Source organism: Anaerocolumna sedimenticola (assembly GCF_009931695.1).
Taxonomy (GTDB): domain Bacteria; phylum Bacillota; class Clostridia; order Lachnospirales; family Lachnospiraceae; genus Anaerocolumna; species Anaerocolumna sedimenticola.
This window is the reverse complement of sequence record NZ_CP048000.1, coordinates 4,444,906-4,471,119: the sequence shown is the minus strand read 5'-3', so window position 1 is coordinate 4,471,119 and position 26,214 is coordinate 4,444,906. Positions and strand designations below refer to the sequence as shown.

The following is a 26,214-nucleotide window of genomic DNA, read 5'->3' as shown; positions in this document are numbered from 1 at the left end:
GTATTGGGTTATTGTGTAAATATTGATAAATTATTCAAGGATAAGTATTTTATTTAATACTTCTTACTTATTAATTTATAGTAATAATAGGAGTGTTACTGGCAGGGAGGTCACAAATGAATATTAAGAAAAAGAAATTTTTATTGGTAACAGTTTGTGCTGTAGTTTTTATGATTGCAGGGCTATGGAAGTTTTACCAGGTTTATGCAGCTAATAGTGATTATTGGTTTTTCTACGAAAGTGCCATACAAGAAGGTGCCGAAATAGAACTCAAGCAGGCAGAAGACAGCATTATTGTAAAATGTGAGGCTGGTATGGAAATATCGGGGACGGATACAGTCACCTGGGAATCTTCAGACACAAATGTATTGGAAGTTAAGGGCGGAAACGCATCTGATCCATTAAATCCAAATCCTATGATTGCCAAACTAACCAGGAAAGGTCCCGGTTATTCTAAAGTAACTGCAATTATTAAAAAAGGAACTACCTATTATACCCTTACCTGTAAGGTAAAGGTTGATTATAAGGTTGATAAGAGCATTGCACCCTTTCAACCGATTTTTACAACAGACTTACAGGATAATTATACAATGTTATTAAGTGGTAACGTAGGTGACCCTGTAGAAGCAGTAAAACTAAAATACACCAATGCAGATAATGGAACTCTTACGAGCACTCAAATGACCTGGAGATCTCTGGACACGAATGTTATAGAGATAGATAATACCACTGGAAAAATGACAATAAAAGGTGCGGGCGAAACGGACATAGAAGTCAGCACCAATTCTACCCTAAAGGAAGAACCTATTACCAAGACTTTTAAGGTAATAGTAGAGCCAAAAGCCAGACTAAATGAGAGTGATTCTTATACAACGAACCTTACTAAAGAAACAAATGTTTTTCCTTTAAATATTTATACAAATGCAATCAGTGCTCAAAAATTATTCTGGCAGATATATGATACTGATTTTAAGCCTGTTCCTAGCGGAAAGATATCGTACAGTTTGGATAGTAATAAGTTTATTATAAATGGTGCCAAGGCGGGAACTTATTTTATAAGAGGATACATAAAAGAGGATTATAAACCATCTGAATTAAAAGAGAATATTAGGGGCAATGTTGGTTTTATCCAGCTTAAACTGACCGTGCCGATCAAAGTGAATGACCGTGATAAAACAATTATAATGAACGTGGGAGATACCTATAGTATTGAGGATAATACAAACATTGACTCCTATGAAAAGTTCAGTATTGACTATAGCAATACAGCTATTGCCAATGACAGCCAGGGTATTATCAAAGCTATGGAAGTTGGAGAAACTACTGTAACATTAACAGTTTTAGGTTCTACTTCAACACCACCGGAAAGTTATTCCTTTACTATTAAGGTTATTGACGGTATAGCACTTAATTACAGCAGTGTTAAAATATATACTTCCGGAACCATACAGCTGGATGCATATGTAACAAACAAAGTTGCACCGATTGTATGGACTTCCGATAAGCCTGCTGTTGCAACAGTTGACAAAAACGGTCTTGTTACAGGTGTGAGCCAGGGGACTGCAATCATTTCAGCATCCCAGACCATAAATGGAGTCGTTAAAACGGCTACCTGTACCGTAAACGTACAGCCGTCAGTTAATAAGATTGCCATTGATCCTGCAACAGTAACCTTGAATGCGAATGAAAAAACAACCTTGACAGCTACGGTTGAACCGGCTGAATTAAATAATGTACATTTAAAATGGGTATCATCCAATGAAACGGTTGTTAAAGTAGATAAAGCTTACGATTTATCGGCAACAATTCAGGGACTTGCACCTGGCGCTGCAGTTATTACTGCAATCAATGAGGAAAATGTTGTTGTTGGTTACTGTCATGTTACGGTGAAAGATAAAGTCAGCAAAATAACATTATCTAATACATCTCTGACACTGGCATTATCTAAAAAGACATATCAGCTGACAGCAACGGTTACTCCGGATACTGCAGTTAACAAAAAGATAAATTGGAGATCAACCAATACACAGGTGGCTACGGTAGACAGTAATGGATTAGTTACTTTGGCAGCCGGAGGAACTACCTCCATTATAGCGACTTCAGATGACAATCCTGCTGTAACTGCTATCTGTAATATTACGGTACAAGTATCAACATCGGGTATTGTTCTGGATGAAACAACCAAAACCATGGATGTAGGTGATACGGTAAGATTGGGTTATGTTATTACACCTACCAATGCAGCAAATAAAAATGTTACCTGGAGTTCTTCAAATACAACGGTGGCTACGGTAGACTCAAGCGGATTGGTAAAGGCAGTAGCACCCGGTCAGGCTGTGATTACAGTAAAAACATCAGATGGCAGTTTATCAGCAACCTGTACTATTACGGTAAAACAAAAAGCTACAGGAATTAAATTAGACGTTACTGATCTGGAATTGTTTGTAAATCAGACTTATGAATTAAAAGCAACCGTAACTCCGGCAAACAGTGATAAGGATGATTTTACCTGGGAATCCTCTAATACAACGGTCGCTACCGTAGATGAAGATGGTGTTGTAACTGCTGTTGCGGCTGGTTCGGCAACTATAACGGTAAAAACCTCGAATGGTAAAATTGCGTATTGTTATGTTACGGTCAAAGAGCAAATTACCGGTATCCAACTTAATTACAAGGAAAAAAATATAGTAAAAGGCGATAAGTTTACGTTAAAAGCAACAATCGTACCAAGTTCAGCAGCCGATGAAGTTAGTATTAAGTGGTCCAGTTCGAAAACTTCCGTTGCTACTGTATCCGCATCCGGTGTCGTAACAGGTATAAAGGGTGGGACAACAGTCATTACCTGTAAAACAGATGATGGGCGGTTTACTACATACTGTGTTGTTACCGTAGTTGAACGGGTTACCAGCGTAACACTCAATAAATCCAATATACCGGTAGGGCTGGGTAAAAGTTATACTTTAAAGGCAACGGTAAAAAGTAATGCGGCTACCAAACCGAAATTAAAATGGTCTTCCAGCAACAGTAGAATAGCTACGGTAGATTCTAATGGTAGAGTATCAGGTAAAGCTATAGGTACGGTTACAATAACCGCAGCTGCACAGGATGGAAGCAAAGCAAAAGATACCTGTATCATTCGTGTAGTAAAGCAGGCTACTTCCATTTCTATAAGTAAAACTTCCGTTACCACCGTGGAAGGACGCAGCTTTAAATTAACAGCCAAAGTTAATCCAAGTAATGCGACTTACAAAACGCTTAACTGGAGTTCAAGTGACGAGAAAGTAGCAATTGTTGATTCCAAAGGTAATGTAACTGCAATTGCGGAAGGAACAGTTACCATAAAAGCTACTGCGAAAGATAACAGCGGAAAAGTTGCAACCTGTTTTGTTATTGTTCAAAAAAGGACACCTGCTAATAGCGTTACTATAATTAATCAGAATCTTACTATGGTAGTTGGTGAAACTACAACAGTACAGAAAGCAATAAATCCGACTACTTCCACTGACCGATTTACCTGGGAAAGTGATAACAAAACCGTTGCTTCCGTAAATTCGTCAACAGGTACAGTAACTGCGCGTACTCCTGGTATTGCAAATATAACGGTTATGACGGAATCAGGAAAAACAGCTACTACGAAAGTAACAGTTGTTGGTTTAAATACAACCAACCTTGTGTTGGAACAATATAGCACTTACCAGCTTACCGTGATAGGCATAACCAGCGGCATTACCTGGGATGTCGCAGACAATGATATAGCAGTTGTTTCAAATGGCTTAGTAAGTTCCAGAAGAACCGGGACGACAACCATAACAGCCACTGTTAACGGCAGACGCTTAACCTGTAGACTGCAAGTAGTGAAAATCAGGTAGTTTAATCAGATAAAGAGAACCAATTTAACCTTACAAGTAATTCCCCCGCTTCTTGGTGCAGCGTAAGCGGTGGGTTTGGGATTTGAGTGTTAGAGAGTTTTAACCGAATAGTAAAATAATTTTAAATAATTACTAAATTCAATTCTTTATAGGGTGGGATTTTCAGGTTGTGCTGAAATCCCGCCCTGTACCTTTATATTGGTATAAATGTTATAATAAGCTTTTATTCAGTAAAATTATCTTTTCTATAGTTTTCAATCCATTCAATCGAACCATTCAATCGAACCATTCAATCGAACCATTCAACCGACCATTTCAATCGGGACAACCCAAGGATACCATTCAGATAACACTATTTGACAAAAAATGATGTTATAAAATTAACTTCGACAATATAAAACATATATTGACAAAGGAAATTTTTACAGATATAATGTTATAAAAAGGATATGTAAGTACTTACTACCTCTAGTGGATATATATGGAAAAGCTTTTTGGATGGAATAATACGGAAAAGTATTTCATAGAAGAAGATTCATCCATGGATTAAATAATTGAGACTGCCATAAAAGCAGGTGAAATAAGTTGAAAAACAGACAGCGTACAATTATCTGATATTATATCAGGATGTGCCATGAAATATAGTAAAAATATAGAATGGACAGAGATAATTAATCACCGAAAAAACAGATTATATCTACGCTGAATGTTATATAAAAGGCCTTTGCGGGGGAATAAGGAATTGAAAGGAGATACATATGAAGAGAGTTTTGATTGTTGATGATGCATCATTTATGAGGATGTCAATTAAAAACATGCTAGAAAAAGGTGGTTATGAGGTAGCAGGAGAGGCCGGTAATGGTTTGGAAGCGGTTAGCAAATACAAAGAATTAAAACCGGACATCGTAACAATGGATATTACAATGCCGGAGATGGATGGGATTGAGGCACTAAAATTAATCATGCAATATGATTCTAAAGCCAAAATTATTATGGTGTCAGCTATGGGACAGGAAACATTAGTAAAACAATCCATCTTAAACGGAGCTAAAACCTTTATTATAAAACCTTTTAAAGAAGAGCAGGTTATCCAATCATTAAACAAATTGACTACGATATAATTATCTCAAATGGAAGAAGAGGGGGAGTCCGATGTCTGACCAATATACCAATGAACCACTTCTTGATATGTTCATATTTGAGACTGCTCAGTTGTTGGAACAATTGGAACAATCTATATTGTCAAGTGAAAAAGAATGCAGCTATACCCTGGAAGCAATAAACGAAATATTCCGTATCATGCATACAATAAAAGGATCATCATCCATGATGATGTTTAATAATATTTCTACATTAGCTCATACCATTGAGGATTTATTTTATTATCTTAGAGAGTGCAGCCCGGAACAGGTAGATTATTCATATCTATCTGATTTAGTTCTAAACGGAGTGGATTTTATAAAAAGTGAACTGGAAAAGATAAAAATTAATAAAGAGGCTGATGGAAATTCAACACCGCTTATAACTAATTTAAAAGATTATTTAATGGTATTGAAGCAAAATAATGATACGGGTGTCAGTTGTGAAATCCAGCCATTAAAAGATGAAAAACAACAATATTACATAAGTCAGCAAAAGAAAGAACCCATTTTGTATAAATACAGCTATAAAGCAACCATTTTTTTTGAAGATGGCTGTGAAATGGAAAACATAAGAGCCTATGCAGTAATTCATGATCTAAAAGATATTACAGAAGAGGTTTATTACATTCCGGATGATATTATGGAGAGCGATGACAGTATTGAGGTTATCCGCAAAGATGGGTTTCAAATATTTTTTAAATCAAATTATGATTATGAGTACATGCATAAACAATTAATACATACAGTATTTCTGAAAGACTTAGAATTAATCCAATTAGAAACTGAGGATGAATTTAAACAATTTATTAAAACGAAAGAGATAAAGCTATCGGACAGTACGGTTTCTCAATCTGTAAAGAATACTGCGGTAAGAGAAAAAGAGACAGGTACAAAAGAAGGACAAGTCATATCAACCGGCCAAAGTATAATCAGTGTAAGTGTAGCTAAATTGGATAAATTGATGGATTTGGTCGGAGAAATGGTGATTGCCGAAGCAATGGTAATACAGAATCCGGATTTAAAGGGATTGATACTGGACAATTTTCAAAAATCAGCACGGCAGCTAAGTAAGATTACAAGTGAAATGCAGGATATGGTAATGTCCATACGAATGGTACCCTTATCAGCTACGTTCCAAAAAATGCATCGAATCGTCCGGGATATGAATAAAAAATTGGGGAAAGAAGTAGAACTGGAGATTATAGGTGAAGATACGGAAGTTGATAAAAATATCATTGAGCATATTTCTGATCCGCTAATGCATTTGGTTCGAAATGCCCTGGATCATGGTATTGAATCATTGGAAGAACGGAAGCAAAAAGGTAAACAGGGGAATGGAACCATAACCCTGGAAGCAAAAAATGCAGGAAGTGACGTTCTGGTAATTGTAAAAGATAATGGGAGCGGCTTAGACAAAGAAAAAATTCTTCAAAAAGCGAAAGAAAATAATTTGCTTTATAAAGATGAAAATGAAATGACAGAGAAAGAAATCTATAACCTCATATTATTGCCGGGATTTTCAACAAAAGAAAGTGTAACGGAATTCTCCGGCAGAGGTGTGGGAATGGATGTGGTTGCTAAAAATATTGAGATGGTCGGCGGTTCGTTAGTCGTAGACAGCGGAATTGATAAAGGAACCGTTATCACTTTGAAAATTCCTCTCACTTTAGCAATCATAGACGGTATGACTATCAAAGTCGGTAAATCCTATTATACCATACCTACCAATTCCATCAAAGAATCTTTCCGCCCCATGGATAAAGATCTTATAACTGACCCTGACGGAAATGAAATGATAATGGTAAGAGGGCAGTGTTATCCTATTTTACGCCTGCATGAGCGTTACAAGGTAAAGACTGATATTGTGAAATTTACCGAAGGAATATTCATTATGGCCCAGCAAGAAGAAAAAAGGTTATGCATATTTGCAGACGAGTTAATTGGTCAGCAGCAGGTTGTAGTTAAATCTTTGCCGGATTACATTGTGCGGTATAAAAAGATAAAAGGATTGGGAGGGTGTACACTTTTAGGAGACGGCAGTATTAGTTTAATACTTGATGTTACTGGATTAATCCAAAGTAAATAGATTCACACCTTATAAAAAAAGTGCAAAGCACAGATGGGAGCTGAATATGGAAGAGATAAATAATAGTGCTGTGGAAATGGAGGAAGATACCCAAAAAGGGAGATATCTGACTTTTTCTCTTGGGAAAGAAAGTTACGGAATTGAAATACAGTATGTTATGGAAATCATAGGTATTCAATCTATAACAGAAATACCGGAACTGCCTGATTATGTCAAAGGAATCATTAACCTTAGAGGCAAAATTATTCCGGTAATGGATGTCAGGCTGCGATTTAAGAAAGAAGCGAAAAGCTACAATGACAGAACCTGTATTATTGTAGTAGATATAAAAAATATTTCTATCGGTTTAATCGTAGACGGTGTATCGGAAGTTCTTACCATACCGGAGCAGGAGATTGTGGATCCGCCTGAAATGAATAAAGGATTTAACCGTTACATTAAAAAAATCGGAAAGGTTGGTAATGACGTAAAGTTATTGTTGGATTGTGAAAAATTGTTATCAGAAGATGAGCTTAATGATTTGGATGAGGTATATATAAATTAAAAATAAGGGAACTTGTAGTTCCGTCATAAGTCAGGAGAGGAAATTATGAAGTGGTTTTTAAATATGAAAATTCGTGCAAAGTTAATAGCTTGTTTTATTGTTCTTGCAATATTTACCGGAATTGTAGGTATAGTAGGCATCAGTAATATGAATACCTTAAATAACACCAGTATGAATATGTATCATAATGACTTTTTACCGTCTCAGGATCTTGCTAAAATACAAACTGCTTTGCAACAAGTACGGGCAGATCATTTATTGGTATTATATGAAAGAGATTCAACTAAGTTTCAAACCCGGATGGACGAAATAACAAGTTTAGTAGAGCAATCCAATACCTTATTGGAAAATTATAAAAAAACCATCTTAGGTGATTCACAAAATCAAACACTATATGATAATGTCCTTAGCTGTATGGAAAATTATCGGACAGTTCGTAATAAAAATCTGGATATAATTAAGAATCAAAAATATGATGAGGCGTTAAGTGATCTGGATAATGTTACGAATGCAAGAGTGGAAGCAGACGAAGCATTACAAAAGTTAGTAGATTATAATAAATTATTATCAACTAATACGATTAATACCAATGCTGAAAATTTCAAAAAGCAAACTGCTTTAATGATAGGTGTCATGATTATTGGTATTATCCTGGCAGTACTTTTTGGTTTACTTCTTGCCAATATGATAAGTAAGCAGCTTAATCGACTTGTTAAAGCCGCTAATAGGATTGCGGACGGAGATCTGGATGTAACCATTGATGTTTATTCAAATGATGAAGTAGGGATTTTGGCTAAAGCTTTTAAGAAAATGACAGATAACGTAAACCAGGTTATGACTAATATTAATTCAGCAGCAGAACAGGTAGCTTCCGGGTCAAAACAGGTTTCTGATTCCAGTATGGCACTATCGCAAGGTGCAACGGAACAGGCAAGTTCAATCGAAGAACTGACAGCCTCACTGGAAGAAATTTCCTCACAGACAAAACTAAATGCTCAGAATGCAAATCAGGCGAATGATTTGGCTGAAGTTGCTAAAAACAATGCTGAACACGGCAATCTCCAGATGAACGAGATGCTAAAAGCCATGGAAGATATTAATGATTCTTCTTCCAATATATCAAAAATAATTAAAGTTATTGACGAAATAGCATTCCAGACTAATATTTTAGCATTAAATGCTGCTGTAGAAGCGGCCAGAGCCGGTCAACACGGAAAGGGATTTGCCGTTGTGGCAGAGGAAGTAAGGAATCTTGCTGCAAGATCAGCAAATGCGGCAAAAGAAACCACCGATATGATTGAGGGTTCTATAAAAAAAGTCGAAATAGGTACTAAAATAGCTAATGAAACAGCAGACGCTCTTACCAAAATAGTTACCGATGTTACGAAAGCCGCATCTTTAGTCGGAGATATCGCTGTTGCCTCCAATGAACAGGCGGTAGGTATCGAACAGATTAATCAGGGAATAATGCAGATTTCAGAGGTCATTCAAACCAATTCGGCAACTTCGGAAGAAGGTGCAAGTGCCAGTGAAGAACTTTCCAGCCAGGCATTATTGTTAAGAGAAATGGTTGGCAATTTTAAATTAAAACAGAATACAACGAACTATAATTCTATAGACAACATCAGTCCGGATGTGCTGAATATGTTAGAGAATATGGCTGAAAAAAATAGAAACCCTAAGAAAAATCGGAAAGAACAGGGGGAAACAGCTGTCCCAAAGCCACAGATAACTCTGAATGACAATGAATTTGGTAAATATTAAGGTGGTAAAGAACTAAAGTGATTACAATTACAGAGAAAGAATTTAATCAACTTGCTACATATATTAAATCTTATTACGGTATTTATCTGAAACCGGAAAAACAGGCCCTGGTTATGGGCAGACTTCAGCATGTGCTGATGGAAAAGAATTTCCGGAATTTCACTGATTATTATGATTATCTGGTTTCGGACAAAACCGGTAATGCTGCTTCTATACTCATTAATAAAATAACTACAAATCATACGTTTTTTATGAGAGAAGCGGAGCACTTTGACTATTTTAAGGATAAAGTGCTCCCTTATCTGAAGAATACAGTGACTGATAAGGATTTAAGAATCTGGAGTGCCGGATGCTCTTCCGGAGAAGAACCATATACGTTAGCAATGATCATGGATGAATATTTCGGTTGGGAAAAGCACTTATGGGATTCCAAAGTTTTAGCAACCGATATATCCGGTTCGGTTTTAGAAAAAGCGGTAACTGGCATTTACAAAAGTGAAGATATATCAGCTCTGCCTCCGGAATGGAAACATTACTATTTAAAAAGACAGGACGAAGAACATTATATCTTCCAGGATAAAATAAAAAATGAAGTAATATTCCGGCAATTTAATTTAATTAATAGGAGTTTTCCATTTAAAAAGAAATTCCATGTAATATTCTGCAGGAACGTTATGATCTATTTTGACAGTAAAACCAAGCAGGAACTGGTACAGAAATTTTATGATTATCTGGAATACGGAGGATATCTTTTTATTGGACACTCCGAATCCCTGAACCACGATGATACCAGATTTAAATATCTTATGCCTGCGGTTTATAGAAAAGAATAATGCTATAAGGGGAGAAATTCTAAATCACTGATGATCAGTTAAATAATTATGAGGTGCAGATTTGGAAAGAAAGATAAAAGTTTTAGTTGTTGATGATAGTATGGTTTATCGGGAAGTCTTAGCAAGAGGTATATCAACAGACCCCAATATGGAAGTTGTAGCTACAGCCACGGACCCGTTTGATGCCAGAGATAAAATATTAGAGTATAAGCCGGACGTCATGACCTGTGATGTTGAAATGCCGAAAATGAGTGGGATTGAGTTTATCAAAAGATTATTGCCGCAATACCCTTTACCGGTTATTGTTGTCAGTTCCATAAGTGATTCCGTTTTCCAGGCAATGAATGCCGGTGCCATTGATTTTGTTGCTAAACCGAATATGAATTCCGCTAAAAGTGTAGAAGAGTTTATTAATGATATGATATTCAAGATTAAAATCGCAGCTGCGGCAAAAGTACAGTTTAACCCAAAACTGAATTCTTGTGATCTGCCTGAAGATAACGTTAAGGTAAATGCAATTTCGGGTTCCTCGAAAATTATTGCCGTCGGGGCATCAACAGGAGGTACGGAGGCAATTTATAATCTGATTAAAAGACTGCCGAATCATATTCCGGGAATTGTAATTGTTTTGCATATTCCTCCGGTGTTTTCCGGTATGTTTGCAGAAAGGCTTAATACTTCTACAGCATTTCATGTAAAAGAAGCGAAGACCGGTGATTATATAAAGAAGGGGCATATCCTGATAGCACCGGGAGATAAACATATGAAAATAAAGAAAGTCGGAGAGAATTACAGGGTAGATTGTTATGAAGGCAGTAAAGTGAATGGTCATTGCCCCTCTGTTGACATTTTATTTGAATCAGTAGCAAAAGAGGCAGGAGCAAATTCCATCGGTATCATACTTACGGGAATGGGATATGATGGTGCGAAAGGCCTGCTTGCTATGAGACAAAAGGGTGCAAGGACTATAGGACAGGACGAAAAGTCGTCTGTTGTATATGGAATGCCTAAGGTCGCATTTAATATCGGAGCAGTTGAAAGACAGGCCTCACTGGACAAGATATCGTTATTGCTGTATTCTATGTTAAGCGAATAAGACGCATAGGTTTCTATCAGGCAAAAGGAGTTTTGTAATATGGAAAATATTGAATTTGCTGAGACTACTTTATCTTGTATTGGTGATGGTGTGATTTCAACGGATCTCACCGGTAATATTATATATATGAATCAAATAGCGGAAAAAATAACAGGGATATCTATGTCAACAGCCTTAGGAAAGAACTTTGAAGCTGTTTGCGCGCTTTATAATGCTGTTACGAAGTTACCTATTAATAATCCTATTTCTTATGTTTTACAAAATCAGGTAACTGTTGGGCTTGATAATAATACGGTTCTACTAACGAACCGGTTTACGAAATATATTTCGGCAACCTGCTCTCCGGTAAAAGCAGCAGATGGTTCTTTGGTAGGAGCAGTTATTGTATTACGGGATATCACAAGGCTTAAGACCTTAGAAATGCAACGTATGGATGAAGAAAATAATTTAAAAGCAATTTTTAACCATGCGCCCGTAGGTATGGTTATCTTAAATGATAACTTATATATTACTCAAGTTAACGATGCTGCCTTACAGTTTTTTAATAAAAGCAGAGAACAGGTTGTTTATAAGCATTTTGGAGATAGTTTTTACTGTTTAAAAAGATTGGAAAACAAAAAAGGTTGTGGCCACTGTGGTGACTGCGAGATTTGGAATGCTGCTACCCTTGCAATGAAACAGGGGAAAGCCACCAGTAATATTGAATTCAATAAAATTTTTATAAAAGATGGTAAGAAAACGGATTGCTGGTTTCGCATCAGTGTAGCACCAATAACTATAAACGGTTTAAGAAATGCAGTGGTTACTTTACTTGATATAACAGATCGAAAAAAGCAGGAAATTAAAATTGCCATATCAAGGGATTACTGTAATAATATTCTTGAACAGATTCCCTCATGTGTTTGGAAAACTGATGAGGGTCTGGTATATAATTATGTAAATAAAATATGGAGTGATTTTACCGGAATTTCATATAATGAAGCTTTTGGTTATGGTTGGTCTAACTTAATTCATCCCGAAGATTTTGACAGATATATGGAAATCCGTACCCAGGCAATGAGTAACAGGGAATATTATCAGTTGGAAGTACGCATTCACCGTTATGATGGGACTTACCGCTGGTGCCTGGAAGCGGGAGCACCTTATTATGATCTGGATAGAAGTTTTGCCGGTTATATTGGTTCCGTATTTGATATAACAGACCGTAAAGAAGCGGAAGAAGTTTTAAAAAGATATGAATTACTATCCAAAAATACCAGGGATATTATGCTGTTCATTGATATTGACGGATGTATTATTGAAGCCAACAAGGCTGCCGCTTTTGCATACGGATATACTTATGAGGAGTTACGTTCCATAAATATACGTAATATCAGGTCTGATTGGAGCTATCCACTGGAAACGGAACAGGCATATTCAGACGGTATTTTTTTTGAAACCATTCATTGCCGTAAAGATGGCAGTATATTTCCGGTAGAAGTAAGTTCTCAAAGTGCTGAAATTGGCGGGCGAACAGTTTTACTAAGCATCGTGAGGGATATATCCGAGCGGAAAAAAAATCAGATGAAAATCCTGGAAAGCCAATCCAATTACCGTTCCCTTTTTATGAATATGCAAAGCGGGTATGCTTATTATAAGTTAATCTTCAATAAGGAGCAAGTACCCATAGATATGAGATTTATTGAAGTAAACGAATCATTTGAAAATTTATTTCAAACAAAAGAAAAAGAAATAATCGGTATCAGTTTCAAAAAAATCTTTCCGCAAAATAGTGATGTCATACTGGAGGCTATTTATAAAAATGCTCATAAATTATTCCAGGGCGGCAATGTGCAGCTTGAGGAGTTCTTTGTTGAAAGTTATAATAAGTGGTTATCCATATCCATTTATAGTCCAAGAGAGAAAATTGTCGTAACTATAGTGAAAGACATAACCAATTTAAAACAATGGGAGATTAAGCTTATTGCAGCAAAAGAAGCTGCGGAGGCTGCAAACAGGGCAAAGAGCGAATTTTTAGCCAATATGAGCCATGAAATCCGCACACCGATTAATGGTATGTTAGGAATGGTAGATCTTACGTTGCTTACCGAGTTAAATGAGGAACAAAAAGATAATCTGGTAACGGCTAAGGCTTGTGCAAACTCTTTGTTAAAGATTATTAATGATATATTAGATTTTTCCAAAATGGAGGTGGGAAAATTATCCATAGAAAATGTTAATTTCAATTTAAAAGAACTTGTGGAAGAATTAGTAAAAACCCATTCGCCTAAAGTAAGTGAAAAGGGCCTCATGCTTTCTTTAATATATAACTCAGATATACCTGACTTCTTGATTGGTGATCCTAACAGACTCCGTCAGATAATAAATAATTTAATCAGTAATGCTATGAAATTTACACCAAAAGGGGATATAAATCTGATAGTTGACAAACTGCGATTAATCCAGGATGAGATTGAAGTAAAATTTTCTATCAAAGATACCGGAATTGGAATCGCAGAAACAGATTTAAAAAGGCTGTTTAAAAGCTTCAGTCAGATTGAGAATTCTTATACAAAACAATTCAGCGGTACCGGTTTGGGGCTTGCTATCTCAAAACAGTTGGTTGAGTTAATGGGCGGCAAAATATATGCAGAAAGTGAAAAAGGAAAAGGCAGTACCTTTCATTTTCATTTAAAGTTTAAAATCGGTAAATCAGCAGTTAAAAAAGAAAATTTAGTACCAACGATTAAGAAAGTCAATAGACCTCTTGACATCCTTTTAGTGGAAGATGATGCAATTAATCGTAAAGTAGTACAAAAGATATTGATAGAAAGAGGTTGCAAGGTTGAAATTGCATGTAACGGAAAAGAAGCACTTGCATTATATGATCAAAACAATTATGATATTATACTGATGGACATACAAATGCCTGTTATGAATGGAGTTGAAACAGCAAAACAGATACGTATCCGAGAAAATGGAAGTAAGCATACACCAATTGTAGCATTAACTGCTTATGCGCTGCAAGGTGACAGGGAGCGTTTTTTAGCACATGGAATGGATGAATATTTGTCAAAACCTGTAAAACATGATGAATTATTTCAAATTCTTGAAAACATTATAATAAATCAGAGTAATTTAACCGATAATACTCCAGACAAAGTAATATTAAAAGATAACGGTGAAGTCATCTTTACAAACAGAACCAGAAGTTTAGATAACAAACAAAGTATTTTGCAATTGACGGAAATTGAAAACGCCATAACTATTTTGGAATCTGCAATGGATAATAATGATTTAATGACAATAGAAGATATGGCTCATGAGATAAAACTTAAGTCAAACGATATGGATGCAGGTGAATTAAAAGATAGTGCTTTTCGAATTGAATTAGCAATCAGGCGAGGAAATTTAGAAGAAGCAGTATCGCATATAGAAAAATTGAAATCGGAGTTTAAAATTTATCAGGATGCAAATGTTTGACAGGAGGTATTAAGATGAGGATTCTAATAGCAGAAGACGATTTAGCAAGCAGAAAGTTTTTATTTAAGTTTCTTTCCGCTTATGGAGAATGTGATTTGGTTGTTGACGGAGTGGAAACTTTGGATGCTTTTTTAATGGCAATGAAAGATGGTAACCCATATGATCTTATTTGTTTGGATATCATGATGCCTAAAGTAGACGGCGTGAAGGTACTGAAATATATCAGAGATTTAGAATCCCAGCAAGGTTTTCTCCCTGAAAAACGATCAAAAATTATTATGACTACCGCATTGGCAGAAACCCAATTCGTTCAAAATGCCTTTGATATTGGTTGTGATGCTTATGCAGCGAAACCGATAGATACGCAAAAACTGATCGATGTTTTAAAGAAACTGGAATTAATACCATAGTTTGATATTCGTTGCAGTATTGCAGGCAATATGTACTGCATATGGTTTTTCCGTGGACAAGATATTGGAGATAAAGAACGAAAAGGCAGCAGAACGCGGCAGTTTTTAGAAAAAATAACTCAGTTGAAACACTGAAATAGGTAATCTAAACTATCAACCGATATGGTTGATAGTTTTTTTTATTTCCGCGAAAGCAAAGTGAGAATTAGCAAGCTTGCTTGCAATAATTCGAACGTGCACGCGAACCGAAGAAACTCGCAAAGCGTGTTTCTTCCGGTTGTAGGTTTTAGCCTGCTGAGCATAGAGGAGTTTAGTGGTTGAGAAATATCTGCTCAACTGGTATCCGAGTACGAAATCAGGGATGAATATGTAAAAAAATAAATTATGGAAAGTTTACTTGACATTAAGTTTTTTTTGATGTATATTGTATATGGAAAGTATACTTTACATTAACTTCGAAAGGGGTGGTTCAGTGAAAAATAAATTAGAAGAAATTCGTAAAGAACGGGGGATAAAGCAGGAAGAACTTGCGGCAGTCCTGGAGGTCTCCAGGCAGACAATAGGTTCTTTGGAAAATGGCAGATATAATCCCTCAATTATTTTAGCCTTTAAAATAGCACGATATTTTGGATTAAGTATTGAAGAAATATTTATTTATGAGGAGGAGGTAAGCAGTGAATCATCTGCCGGCAGATGATTTATTTCTTGGGTTAGTATTAATTAATAATATCACAGATTTCTTAAAATAGCAGTATTTTAAAAAATTGAGGTTTACATGGGCGTTAGGTTGAAAGAAAAATAAAATAGAAAGTGCGAGGTGTTATGCAATGGGTGTTGCAATGAATAAAAAATTTTTAAAAGCAATTGTATTAACAATTTTAGGTTTAATCATATTGGGAATTGGTTTTTATTTGGTTAAAACAGCAGATGAAACAAATAATATTATGCGGACCTTACCTTATATAATGATTGGCATTGGTTGCGGTATATTTGGACACTATTTAGGTAATTTGTTTAGTATCAGCGCTACATTGAAATATCCGGATAAAGCAAAAAATATTGAAATTGAGCAAAAGGATGAAAGGAATATTATAATTGCCAATAAGTCGAAAGCAAAGGCATATGATTTGATGATATTTGTCTATGGTGCAATACTTCTTGCATTTGGTTTAATGCAGGTTGATATGAGAGTTATTATAATTTTGACAGTTTCATATTTGTTTATTGTATTTTATGGAGTTTTTTATCGTATAAAATTTGATAAAGAAATGTAAAGCAACTACTGGTTGTCAAAACTGCAAGGAGTGGTATATGGATATTATCTGCTTCTATGTTATACTTTTTTGAGGTGTTAATGAAAAAGAAACTGCTTGCAGTTTCTTTTTCAAGTAACATTTGCGGCTGTTAAACGGCCATGTTGCGTTAATGTGAAAGAAAATATATTAAGAAAGGAATGCCACTTACAGATTCTTTCACCCTGTGAGACTTGTTTCACATTTTATTAGTGGCAGTAACAAATCTGTGAGTGCAGATGAGTTATGTAATTGGTATTAAAATGAAGTTCAATGAGAATTTACAAACAATACGAAAAGACAGGAAACTATCGCAAGAAGATATTGCAGAAAAGTTAGGAATATCTAGGCAGGCAGTTGCTAAATGGGAGTCGGGGACAGCATATCCGGATATTGATAATCTGATACTACTAAGCGAACTCTTCTGCGTTACCATCGACAATTTAGTAAAGGATACTGCAGAATGTTCCACTAAATGTGCAGTTGGGAAAGAAATCCACAAAGAAAAAATTGTTCAGTTTTTAAAAACAGCAACAAGATATACTTATGCAGGAAAAGGAAAAGAAGAAGAGATTCCCTGCCGTCCCTCTTCCCATGATTTAAAATACGAGCAGGGGGAAATGAAATACTTTGATACTTATATAGGCGGAGAGAAATTTTCAGGAGAAGAGGTTGTTTTTGAAAATAATAATCCCATGTGGGCTATGAATTACTCGGGACGTACGATTGGTGAGCAGTTTTCAGGTGATTTCTTAAAAGAAGTATTACTTTTAAGGCCGGAAGAAATGCCGTTTCGAGGGCCTGAAGTTTACCAGAATGGAAATTATACTTATCACAATACTTATGACGGTGATTTCTCCTGGTTTCAAGGGAAAGAAGAAATCTTTTGGGGAGATAAAAAAGTGTTTGAATGTTTCTATCACGGAGGGATAGTCAAATAACTCAAAAAGAGTATATTTAAATATGGGGTTATACTATCTATGCCTACTGTGAATTACAGAATGATTTGTATTCTATCCTGAACAGTAAGCATAGATAGTATAACCCCAAAAATATCTAAATACTATCAGCAAAACATTCGTTTTATAAAATAACTAAAAAAACTATTTGCGAAATATTAACATTTATGATAAAATCAAAACAGAACATATGTTTCCGGAGCTTGGAGAGGCCACCGCTTAAAAGATTGTTGTTTTGATAGACAAACGATAGGAGGAACGGAATGTTACTTAATTTACATGTTAAAAATTTTGCAATTATTGACGAAGTAGACGTAACCTTTAAAGACAACCTTAATATCCTTACCGGTGAAACCGGAGCCGGTAAATCAATTATAATCGGTTCCATTAATGTTGCTCTGGGAGGTAAAATAGCCAAAGATATCATTCGAAAAGGTGCGGAATATGCCCTGGTTGAATTATTATTTCAGATAGAAGATAAACATATTTTAGAAATATTAAATGAGATGGATATACCTGCTGAAGATGGTCAGATTATTATTAGCAGAAAGATTATGAATGGTAAAAGTATCAGTAAAATTAACGGACAAAGTGTTACAGCAGGAGTTTTAAAAGATATTGCCGGCTTATTAATTGATATACATGGTCAGCATGAACATCAATCTCTGTTATATAAAGAAAAGCATTTAGATATCATAGACCGTTTTGCTAAGTCTTACATAGGAGACATTAAAAAGCATCTGGAGTCTGAGTATAAAGAGTACATAAATCTTAGAAATAAACTGAATGAATTAAAAATAGATGAAGATAAAAGACTTAGGGAAATATCTTTTCTGGAATATGAAATCAATGAAATAAAAAATGCCGGTTTAAAAATCGGAGAAGATGAGATACTGGCAGCAGAGTATAAAAAACTATCCAACGCCAAAACCATTGCGGAAGGATTAAATAATGTATATGACTGGATGAGCTATCAGATAACGGATTCGGCCGGTGATCATATCGGAAGGACTGTCAAGCAGCTTTCTAAACTAATGGAATATGATGATTCCTTATCCGGGTTATATAATCAGATTATGGATATCGAGACGTTAGTTAATGATTTTAACAGAGATTTATCTGAATATACATCAGATATGAATAATCATGAGGAAGATTTATCAGTTACGGAGCAGCGATTGGATTTAATTAACCATTTAAAATCTAAATATGGAAGTAATATAACGGATATACTAAAGTATTGTGAGCAAAGTGAAAAAAAACTGTCTCAATATAAAAACTATGAAGAGACAATGGCTGCTTTGACAAGGCAACTGGAAAAGCAGGAAAACACAATAAAAGATCTGTCAGATAAATTATCTTTCATTCGAAAAGAAAAAGCGAAAGAACTATCAGCTAAAATAAAAGAAGCTTTAATTGATTTAAATTTTCTGGATGTCCATTTTGAAATGATATTTAAACCTACCGGGCATTATTCGGCTAATGGATTTGATGATGCGGAATTTTTAATATCAACTAATCCGGGGGAAGAGATAAAACCATTATCCAGAGTAGCTTCCGGCGGTGAATTATCAAGAATTATGTTAGCTATTAAATCTGTACTTGCGGATAAGGATGAAATCGAAACTTTGATATTTGATGAAATTGATGTCGGTGTAAGCGGAAGGACTGCTCAAAAAGTATCAGAAAAATTATCCATGATAGCAGGCAGTCATCAGGTTTTATGTATTACCCATCTTCCTCAGATAGCAGCAATGGCAGATTCCCATTACATTATTGAAAAAACATCTGATGGAATTACCACCAAGACTTCCATACGTAATCTTAAGGAAAATGAGTCCATTGATGAAATTGCAAGAATTTTGGGCGGCGCAATAATTACGGATACCGTTTTGCAAAGTGCAAAAGAAATGAAACAATTGGCAAAAACAACTAAAAAATACTAGTTTGAAATCAAATTAAATAGGTATACTATCAAAAGATAGTCATTCTGGATATACACTTGCTGTATATCCTTTTTTAGTTAAAAAAAGATAGGAGCCTGCTTATGCACAGAAAATCTGTATACCGTAAAGTTCTGATATTTTTATTATGTATTAATATTGTTGTCCTTTTATTTTTTACTTATAAAGAATTAGATAATAGAATCCCGGATAAGATAAAAATTTTAGTTGGTGAAAATCAGAAATTCGATTTCGATTTGCCGTTTGAAGGTGCTTTTGATAGCAAAAATGTAGATGTAATAAGTGTAAATAATAAAACTGTTCCAACTAATCAGATTAAATTAAATTTAAATAAACCATTTTCTCTGAAATCAACAAAAACCGGACAATATGTTATTAATTTAAAATTATTTGGTTTTTTAAATTTTAAAAAGGTAGAATTGGGTGTTATTGATACCAGGGAAGTACTTCCCAGTGGTAAGCCCATAGGTATTTATGTTGAAACAGATGGAGTTATGGTACTTGGAACAGGAGTAATAAATGCTGTTGATGGTTTAAACTATGAACCGGCACTTAATAAGCTAAAATCGGGAGATTATATAATAGCAGTGAATAATAAGACAATTCATAATAAGGAAGAATTAATCGTTGAAATTCAGAATAGTAACGGTAAAGATATTAAAATAGATGTAAGAAGAGATGAAAAAGATATACAGTATAGTATTTCACCGGTAAAAACTTCGGATGGTGAATATAAAATAGGTGCTTGGATCAGGGATAATACACAAGGTATTGGTACATTGACATTTGTAACCCAGGAAGGAGAATTCGGAGCTTTGGGTCATGGTATAACAGATATTGATACAAGCCTGATTATGGAAATAAACCGAGGTTACGTATATTCAGCAGATATTATGACAATCATAAAAGGTAAACAGGGAGTACCTGGCGAATTAATTGGTTTAATTAATCAAAATGACAGAAATAAAATAGGAGACATCACTAAAATACGAATCAGGGAATATTCGGTAAGATAGATAATAATTATGATTCGACAAGCAATAAAGGTTATTTGCCCATCGGCTTAAAACAGGAAGTAGAATTAGGACCTGCCACTATTTTAAGCTGCGTTGATAATGAAGTAAAAGAATATGATATTGTAATTGAAAAAATAGATATTAATAGCTCCAGTCCTAATAAAGGTATGGTAATTCGTATCGTAGATAAAAACCTTCTTTCTCTAACCGGCGGCATTGTACAAGGTATGAGCGGAAGCCCTATAATACAGAAAGGGAAAATAATCGGAGCAGTTACCCACGTTTTTATACAGGATTCTACTAAAGGTTACGGTACATTTATAGAAAATATGATTAATAATTTGGCAGAAAATTAAGACTATTAATATATCGACGGGAAACTAGAAAATTCTTACAATAAGGATATAAACACACAACATTATAGTGAAAATTAATAGTAAAATTAATATAAACGCCTATTTTATATGAAAAATAGCCAAAAAACAAAACATTATTGTCGTAAATTGCGATAAGAAACAATTGATAAAATGGGAATAAATGTATATAATGCAAATATGGTAAGTTTTTACAAATGATTAATTCATACAATTCATGGATGGTGCTAATTCATATATAATTATGTAAAAGCTACCTATATTTGCAGATATATTCTATAGTATTGTAAAATTATTGGTAAATAATATGGAAAATATTGACTTAAACGTTAATACGCGGTATAATGTAGTACATGGTGGGCAAAATTCGTGAATTTATGTAACAAATTATACTGAAAGGAGGCAAATATTTTAACTATATTTATTTAGTATTATAAATAAAACCGTAACAGGTAATATTTTGGGAGGAATCAAAGTGGGTAAAATTAATGTGGCAATTGTGGATGACAATGAAAGAATCGTAAAACTATTAGAAGAAATACTTAAGAATGATTCGGATATAGAGGTAGTAGGGACCTCTGAAAACGGAATCGATGCGCTGGAAATGATTAAAGAAAAGAAACCAGATGTTGTACTCTTAGATTTAATTATGCCCAAATTAGATGGTTTGGGTGTAATGGAGAAAGTAAGATTAGATGAAACTTACAAAAAAACACCTGCATTTATTGTAATAACAGCTATTGGACAAGAGGGAGTTACCGAAAATGCTTTTGAGCTGGGTGCAAGCTACTATATAATGAAACCTTTTGATAATAATATGGTATTAACAAGGATTAAACAAGTTAGAGGTGATTTACATAATAATAAGTTAATAGAAAACCACCGGGTTAGTACCTATGAGAACAAAGATGATTATAAAGAAAGAAATCTCGAGTCCGATGTTACCAATATAATACATGAAATCGGAGTTCCGGCTCATATTAAAGGATATCAGTACCTTAGAGACGCAATCATGATGTCTGTAAATGATAATGAAATGCTAAATTCCATTACAAAATTATTGTATCCGTCCATTGCTAAAAGACATAAAACAACACCTAGCCGCGTTGAAAGAGCAATAAGGCATGCCATTGAAGTAGCCTGGAGCAGAGGTAAAATGGATACGATTGATGAATTATTCGGATATACGGTTAGCAATGGGAAAGGAAAACCGACAAATTCTGAATTTGTAGCATTAATAGCTGATAAAATCAGATTAGAATATAAATTAAGAGCATAATAACAGTGGAGTAATCTTGTTAATTATAAAGAAGCCCGTCTCAATAACTATACTTGAGACGGGCTTGTTTTATTTCCGCGAAAGCAAAGTGAGAATTAGCAAGCATGCTTAAAATATCCAGCATATGTAAATAAATCTTTCATAAAAGACAGGTATAATGTATAATTAATGTGATAATTCTATCAATGAATAGTATGCAGGGAGGTAATTATATGAAGAATGTATTGTATATGGCTTCAGAATGCGTTCCATTTATAAAAACGGGTGGTTTAGCGGATGTAATAGGTTCATTGCCTAAATATATGAATAAGGATGAATACGATATAAGGGTAATATTGCCAAAATATAAGGTTATACCAGAGAACCTAAAAGAAAAAATGATTTATAAAACGAATTTTTATATGGATTTATCCTGGAGAAACCAATATGTTGGTTTATTTGAATTAGAATACGCCGGAATTATTTTTTATTTTATTGATAATGAGTTTTATTTTACAGGCAACACACCTTATGGAAATATATATGAGGATATTGAAAAATTCGCTTTTTACTGTAAAGCCTGCCTTTCTGCACTTCCAATACTGGATTTCAAACCTGATATCATTCACTGCCATGATTGGCAGACAGGGTTGCTTCCGGTATTTCTTAAAGACCGATTTATGGAAAATAAATTTTATAAAGATATAAAAACAATAATGACCATACATAATCTGAAATTTCAAGGAGTATGGGATGTAACTACGATTAAGGATATTACAGGATTATCGGAATATTATTTTACATCGGATAAATTAGAGGCTTACGGAAATGCTAATTATCTAAAAGGAGGAATTGTTTATGCTGATTATATCACTACGGTAAGTAATTCCTACGCAGAAGAAATTAAAACACCGTTTTATGGTGAAGGACTTGATGGTCTGATGCGTGCCAGAAGTAATACGTTAAGCGGAATCGTCAACGGAATTGATTATGATGAATATAATCCTATGACCGATCCTCTGATATCTCATAATTATGATCAAAGTAATTTCAGAAAATTAAAAATTAAAAATAAGAGAGCCTTACAGGAAGAACTAGGGTTAACCAGAGGCGATAAAAAATTTATGATCGGTATTGTATCCAGACTGACAGATCAAAAAGGTTTTGACTTAATTGACTATGTAATTGAAGAGTTATGTTCAGAAGATACTCAACTGGTTCTATTAGGTACCGGTGAACAAAAATATGAGAATTTATTTCGTCATTATGCCTGGAAGTATGGTGACAGGGTATCTGCAAATATATATTACTCAGATGAAAGAGCACATAAAATTTATGCAGGCTGCGATGCATTTCTAATGCCATCCTTATTTGAACCTTGCGGATTAAGCCAGCTTATCAGCCTAAGATACGGAACTGTACCTATTGTAAGAGAAACAGGCGGGTTACGGGATACGGTAGAACCTTACAATGAATTCGAAAGTATCGGAACAGGTTTTAGTTTTACAAACTATAATGCACATGAAATGTTATCTGTGATCCGATATGCCAAGAACGTATATTTTAATTCAAAAAAAGAATGGAATAAATTAATTGAAAGAGGAATGTCAAAGGATTTCTCCTGGAATAATTCAGCAAAACTATATGAAGAATTATACAACAAAATTTGTATATAAAAATATTACAAGTATCTAAATAGTCAACTATAAAGAATTTACCTGCATAATAAATGAACTCCCAAGAGATAATAGTCTATAGGTAACTGCTCAATGATTGATTCATTCCGCAATTATCCGGATTATTTTGAGTAAAAAGGAGGAAATTTGAATGAGTAATTTGTCAGAAATGGAACTACAGAACTTAAGACACCTTTTGGTGTTCGGTGAAGCTGATAAGGAAAAATACAAAACCTATGCAGAAAATTGTACGGACCCTTATGTGAAACAATTTTTCCAAAAAGAAGCTCAATCAGCAGAGCAAAAGAAACAGACTTTATTACAATTCTTAAAATAGGAGGCTAGCATATGCAAGAGCAATTAATGGTAAATGATGCATTAAATTCAATTAATGCAGGATTAAAAAGTTTAGGAGATATGATAGCTCAAACTGAGAATCAGGAATTAAGACAAACATTGCAGAAATTTCGTAATGATGGAGAAACCTGTCAATTTGAGTTGTATACAATAGCGAAAAGTAAGAATTATTATCAGCCGGCACAGAAAGCCTCACAAGATGAAATTATGAATTTAAAAAATTTCATAAATAGTCAATCCGGCCAATCGGGAATGTCCGGCCAATCAGGAATGTCCGGTATGTCAGGACAAAATAGTGCAGCAGGCCAATCAGGAATGTCCGGTATGTCAGGACAAAATAGTGCAGCAGGCCAATCAGGAATGTCCGGTATGTCAGGACAAAATAGTGCGGCAGGCCAATCAGGAATGTCCGGTATGTCAGGACAAAATAGTGCGGCAGGCCAATCAGGAATGTCCGGTATGTCAGGACAAAATAGTGCGGCAGGTCAATCAGGAATGTCCGGTCATTCAAACCAGGGACATGGTCAAATGAAATAAAGAATCTTAATTTGGTATCACACTCTTACTGGAATGGGGTAGGAGTGTATCCAAATTAATATTTTTTGGGATACATTCAGGTAATGTTTAATTAATGTTTAGATTAATGTTTATATTTTAACAGGGAATTATTTACAGGTAATATGCACAAATAAATACGGTTGAAGTACTGAAAAATGTTGATTCTATTAATATTCCATGAATTTGCATTTTGCACTTGAAATTTTAAATTAAAAAAGGTAAAATAAGATAGTGTTTGAGAAAAATTTGTCAATCATATGAATTGATTAATAGCTGTCATATACATAAAATTGTATCTAGCGCTTTTTATAATAAGAAAGCATGACAGTATATTATAAAATTTAACAATTAGGAGGAATTTTATCATGGCAGTAAAAGTAGCAATTAATGGTTTTGGACGTATTGGACGTCTTGCATTCAGACAGATGTTTGGTGCTGAAGGATATGAAATCGTAGCTATTAACGATTTAACTAACCCTGAAATGCTTGCACACTTATTAAAATATGATTCAGCACAAGGCAGATATTCAAAGAAAGATACAGTAGTAGCAAAAGAATCCTCTATCATCGTAGATGGAAAAGAAATTAAAATTTATGCAGAAGCGGATGCAAAGAAACTTCCTTGGGGAGAAATCGGTGTAGACGTAGTGCTTGAATGTACTGGTTTTTATGTATCAAAAGCTAAATCTCAAGCTCATATAGATGCAGGTGCTAAGAAAGTTGTTATTTCCGCACCAGCAGGTAATGATCTTCCGACTATTGTATTCGGTGTAAATGAAAAAACATTAAAAGCAGATGATACTATTATTTCTGCAGCTTCCTGTACAACAAACTGTTTAGCTCCTATGGCTGACACTTTAAATAAATTAGCACCTATCCAAAAAGGTTTCATGACAACAATTCATGCTTACACTGGTGATCAGATGGTATTAGACGGACCACACAGAAAAGGCGATTTAAGAAGAGCTCGTGCGGCTGCTGTTAATATCGTTCCTAACTCAACCGGTGCTGCTAAAGCAATTGGTCTTGTAATTCCTGAATTATCCGGTAAATTAGACGGAGCTGCTCAAAGAGTTCCTGTTCCGACTGGTTCTACTACTGAATTAGTATCCGTTGTTAACGGAACTGTAACAAAAGATCAAGTAAATGAAGCTATGAAAGCAGCAGCTAGCCCATCATTCGGATATACTGAAGAAGAGTTAGTATCTTCCGATATTATCGGTATTACAGAAGGTTCTTTATTTGATGCAACTCAGACTAAAGTTACAGATCTTGGCAACGGACAAACATTAGTTAAAACTGTTGCTTGGTATGATAACGAAAATTCATACACCAGCCAGATGGTTAGAACTATTAAATATTTTGCTGAATTAGCATAATTGTTTAAATTATAATTTATATTGATCCTATTATGGGTCCGGTCTTTGTAAATAAGTCGAGGAACGTTTACCGAACCCTCCTTGACTGAAACAATGACCGGACTTTTTTAAAATTCATAATACTTATGGCGGTAAGGTTAAAAACCTTTCGTGCAGGATTATAAAGGATAATGAA

The 26,214-nt window shown here is 34.7% G+C and carries 18 protein-coding genes and 1 pseudogene; all 19 read left to right on the top strand.

Going from position 1 to position 26,214, the window contains the following annotated elements:
- Window positions 1–116: 116 nt before the first annotated feature.
- The 19 genes and pseudogenes from Ana3638_RS19840 (at window position 117) to gap (ending at window position 26,039) form a co-directional block, all read left to right on the top strand.
- Window positions 117–3,869 carry an Ig-like domain-containing protein gene (locus Ana3638_RS19840; RefSeq protein WP_161839576.1) on the top strand — a complete coding sequence of 1,251 codons (3,753 nt, stop codon included), beginning with the start codon at window positions 117–119 and terminating at the stop codon, window positions 3,867–3,869.
- Window positions 3,870–4,627: 758 nt separating this feature from the next.
- Window positions 4,628–4,990, top strand: a complete 363-nt coding sequence (locus Ana3638_RS19835) for a response regulator (RefSeq protein WP_161839575.1) — start codon at window positions 4,628–4,630, stop codon at window positions 4,988–4,990.
- Between the two features lie 31 nt (window positions 4,991–5,021).
- The gene (locus Ana3638_RS19830; protein WP_161839574.1) at window positions 5,022–7,097 is read left to right on the top strand and encodes a chemotaxis protein CheA; all 2,076 of its coding nucleotides are present in this window, start codon (window positions 5,022–5,024) and stop codon (window positions 7,095–7,097) included.
- 46 nt (window positions 7,098–7,143) lie between these two features.
- Window positions 7,144–7,641, top strand: coding sequence for a chemotaxis protein CheW (locus Ana3638_RS19825; protein WP_161839573.1), 498 nt, complete (start codon window positions 7,144–7,146; stop codon window positions 7,639–7,641).
- A 45-nt stretch (window positions 7,642–7,686) separates the two neighbouring features.
- Window positions 7,687–9,405: a methyl-accepting chemotaxis protein gene (locus Ana3638_RS19820; RefSeq protein WP_161839572.1), complete on the top strand. Its 1,719-nt coding sequence runs from the start codon at window positions 7,687–7,689 to the stop codon at window positions 9,403–9,405.
- Between the two features lie 17 nt (window positions 9,406–9,422).
- Window positions 9,423–10,238, top strand: coding sequence for a CheR family methyltransferase (locus Ana3638_RS19815; RefSeq protein WP_161839571.1), 816 nt, complete (start codon window positions 9,423–9,425; stop codon window positions 10,236–10,238).
- A gap of 61 nt (window positions 10,239–10,299) precedes the next feature.
- A complete protein-coding gene (locus tag Ana3638_RS19810) occupies window positions 10,300–11,334 on the top strand; it encodes a protein-glutamate methylesterase/protein-glutamine glutaminase (RefSeq protein WP_161839570.1) in 1,035 nt (344 codons plus the stop codon).
- Window positions 11,335–11,373: 39 nt separating this feature from the next.
- Window positions 11,374–14,796, top strand: a complete 3,423-nt coding sequence (locus tag Ana3638_RS19805) for a PAS domain-containing hybrid sensor histidine kinase/response regulator (protein WP_161839569.1) — start codon at window positions 11,374–11,376, stop codon at window positions 14,794–14,796.
- A gap of 14 nt (window positions 14,797–14,810) precedes the next feature.
- Window positions 14,811–15,206, top strand: coding sequence for a response regulator transcription factor (locus tag Ana3638_RS19800; protein ID WP_161839568.1), 396 nt, complete (start codon window positions 14,811–14,813; stop codon window positions 15,204–15,206).
- A 472-nt stretch (window positions 15,207–15,678) separates the two neighbouring features.
- On the top strand, window positions 15,679–15,903 hold the full coding sequence (locus Ana3638_RS19795) for a helix-turn-helix transcriptional regulator (RefSeq protein ID WP_161839567.1): 225 nt from the start codon (window positions 15,679–15,681) through the stop codon (window positions 15,901–15,903).
- A gap of 142 nt (window positions 15,904–16,045) precedes the next feature.
- Window positions 16,046–16,480, top strand: coding sequence for a hypothetical protein (locus Ana3638_RS19790; protein WP_161839566.1), 435 nt, complete (start codon window positions 16,046–16,048; stop codon window positions 16,478–16,480).
- A 257-nt stretch (window positions 16,481–16,737) separates the two neighbouring features.
- Complete coding sequence (locus Ana3638_RS19785; protein ID WP_330587670.1) at window positions 16,738–17,439, top strand: DUF5680 domain-containing protein; 702 nt, start codon at window positions 16,738–16,740, stop codon at window positions 17,437–17,439.
- A gap of 281 nt (window positions 17,440–17,720) precedes the next feature.
- The gene (recN, locus tag Ana3638_RS19780) at window positions 17,721–19,403 is read left to right on the top strand and encodes a DNA repair protein RecN (RefSeq protein WP_161839565.1); all 1,683 of its coding nucleotides are present in this window, start codon (window positions 17,721–17,723) and stop codon (window positions 19,401–19,403) included.
- Window positions 19,404–19,504: 101 nt separating this feature from the next.
- Window positions 19,505–20,793: pseudogene (gene spoIVB, locus Ana3638_RS25820) on the top strand (SpoIVB peptidase).
- Between the two features lie 493 nt (window positions 20,794–21,286).
- Window positions 21,287–22,090: a sporulation transcription factor Spo0A gene (gene spo0A, locus Ana3638_RS19770; protein ID WP_161839564.1), complete on the top strand. Its 804-nt coding sequence runs from the start codon at window positions 21,287–21,289 to the stop codon at window positions 22,088–22,090.
- A gap of 212 nt (window positions 22,091–22,302) precedes the next feature.
- Window positions 22,303–23,745 (top strand): glycogen synthase GlgA, encoded by a 1,443-nt coding sequence (gene glgA, locus Ana3638_RS19765; RefSeq protein WP_161839563.1) that lies wholly within the window; start codon window positions 22,303–22,305, stop codon window positions 23,743–23,745.
- Window positions 23,746–23,896: 151 nt separating this feature from the next.
- Window positions 23,897–24,082, top strand: a complete 186-nt coding sequence (locus Ana3638_RS19760; RefSeq protein WP_161839562.1) for a hypothetical protein — start codon at window positions 23,897–23,899, stop codon at window positions 24,080–24,082.
- 11 nt (window positions 24,083–24,093) lie between these two features.
- On the top strand, window positions 24,094–24,639 hold the full coding sequence (locus Ana3638_RS19755) for a spore coat protein (RefSeq protein WP_161839561.1): 546 nt from the start codon (window positions 24,094–24,096) through the stop codon (window positions 24,637–24,639).
- A gap of 386 nt (window positions 24,640–25,025) precedes the next feature.
- Window positions 25,026–26,039: a type I glyceraldehyde-3-phosphate dehydrogenase gene (gene gap, locus Ana3638_RS19750; protein WP_161839560.1), complete on the top strand. Its 1,014-nt coding sequence runs from the start codon at window positions 25,026–25,028 to the stop codon at window positions 26,037–26,039.
- The last annotated feature ends 175 nt before the right edge of the window (window positions 26,040–26,214 follow it).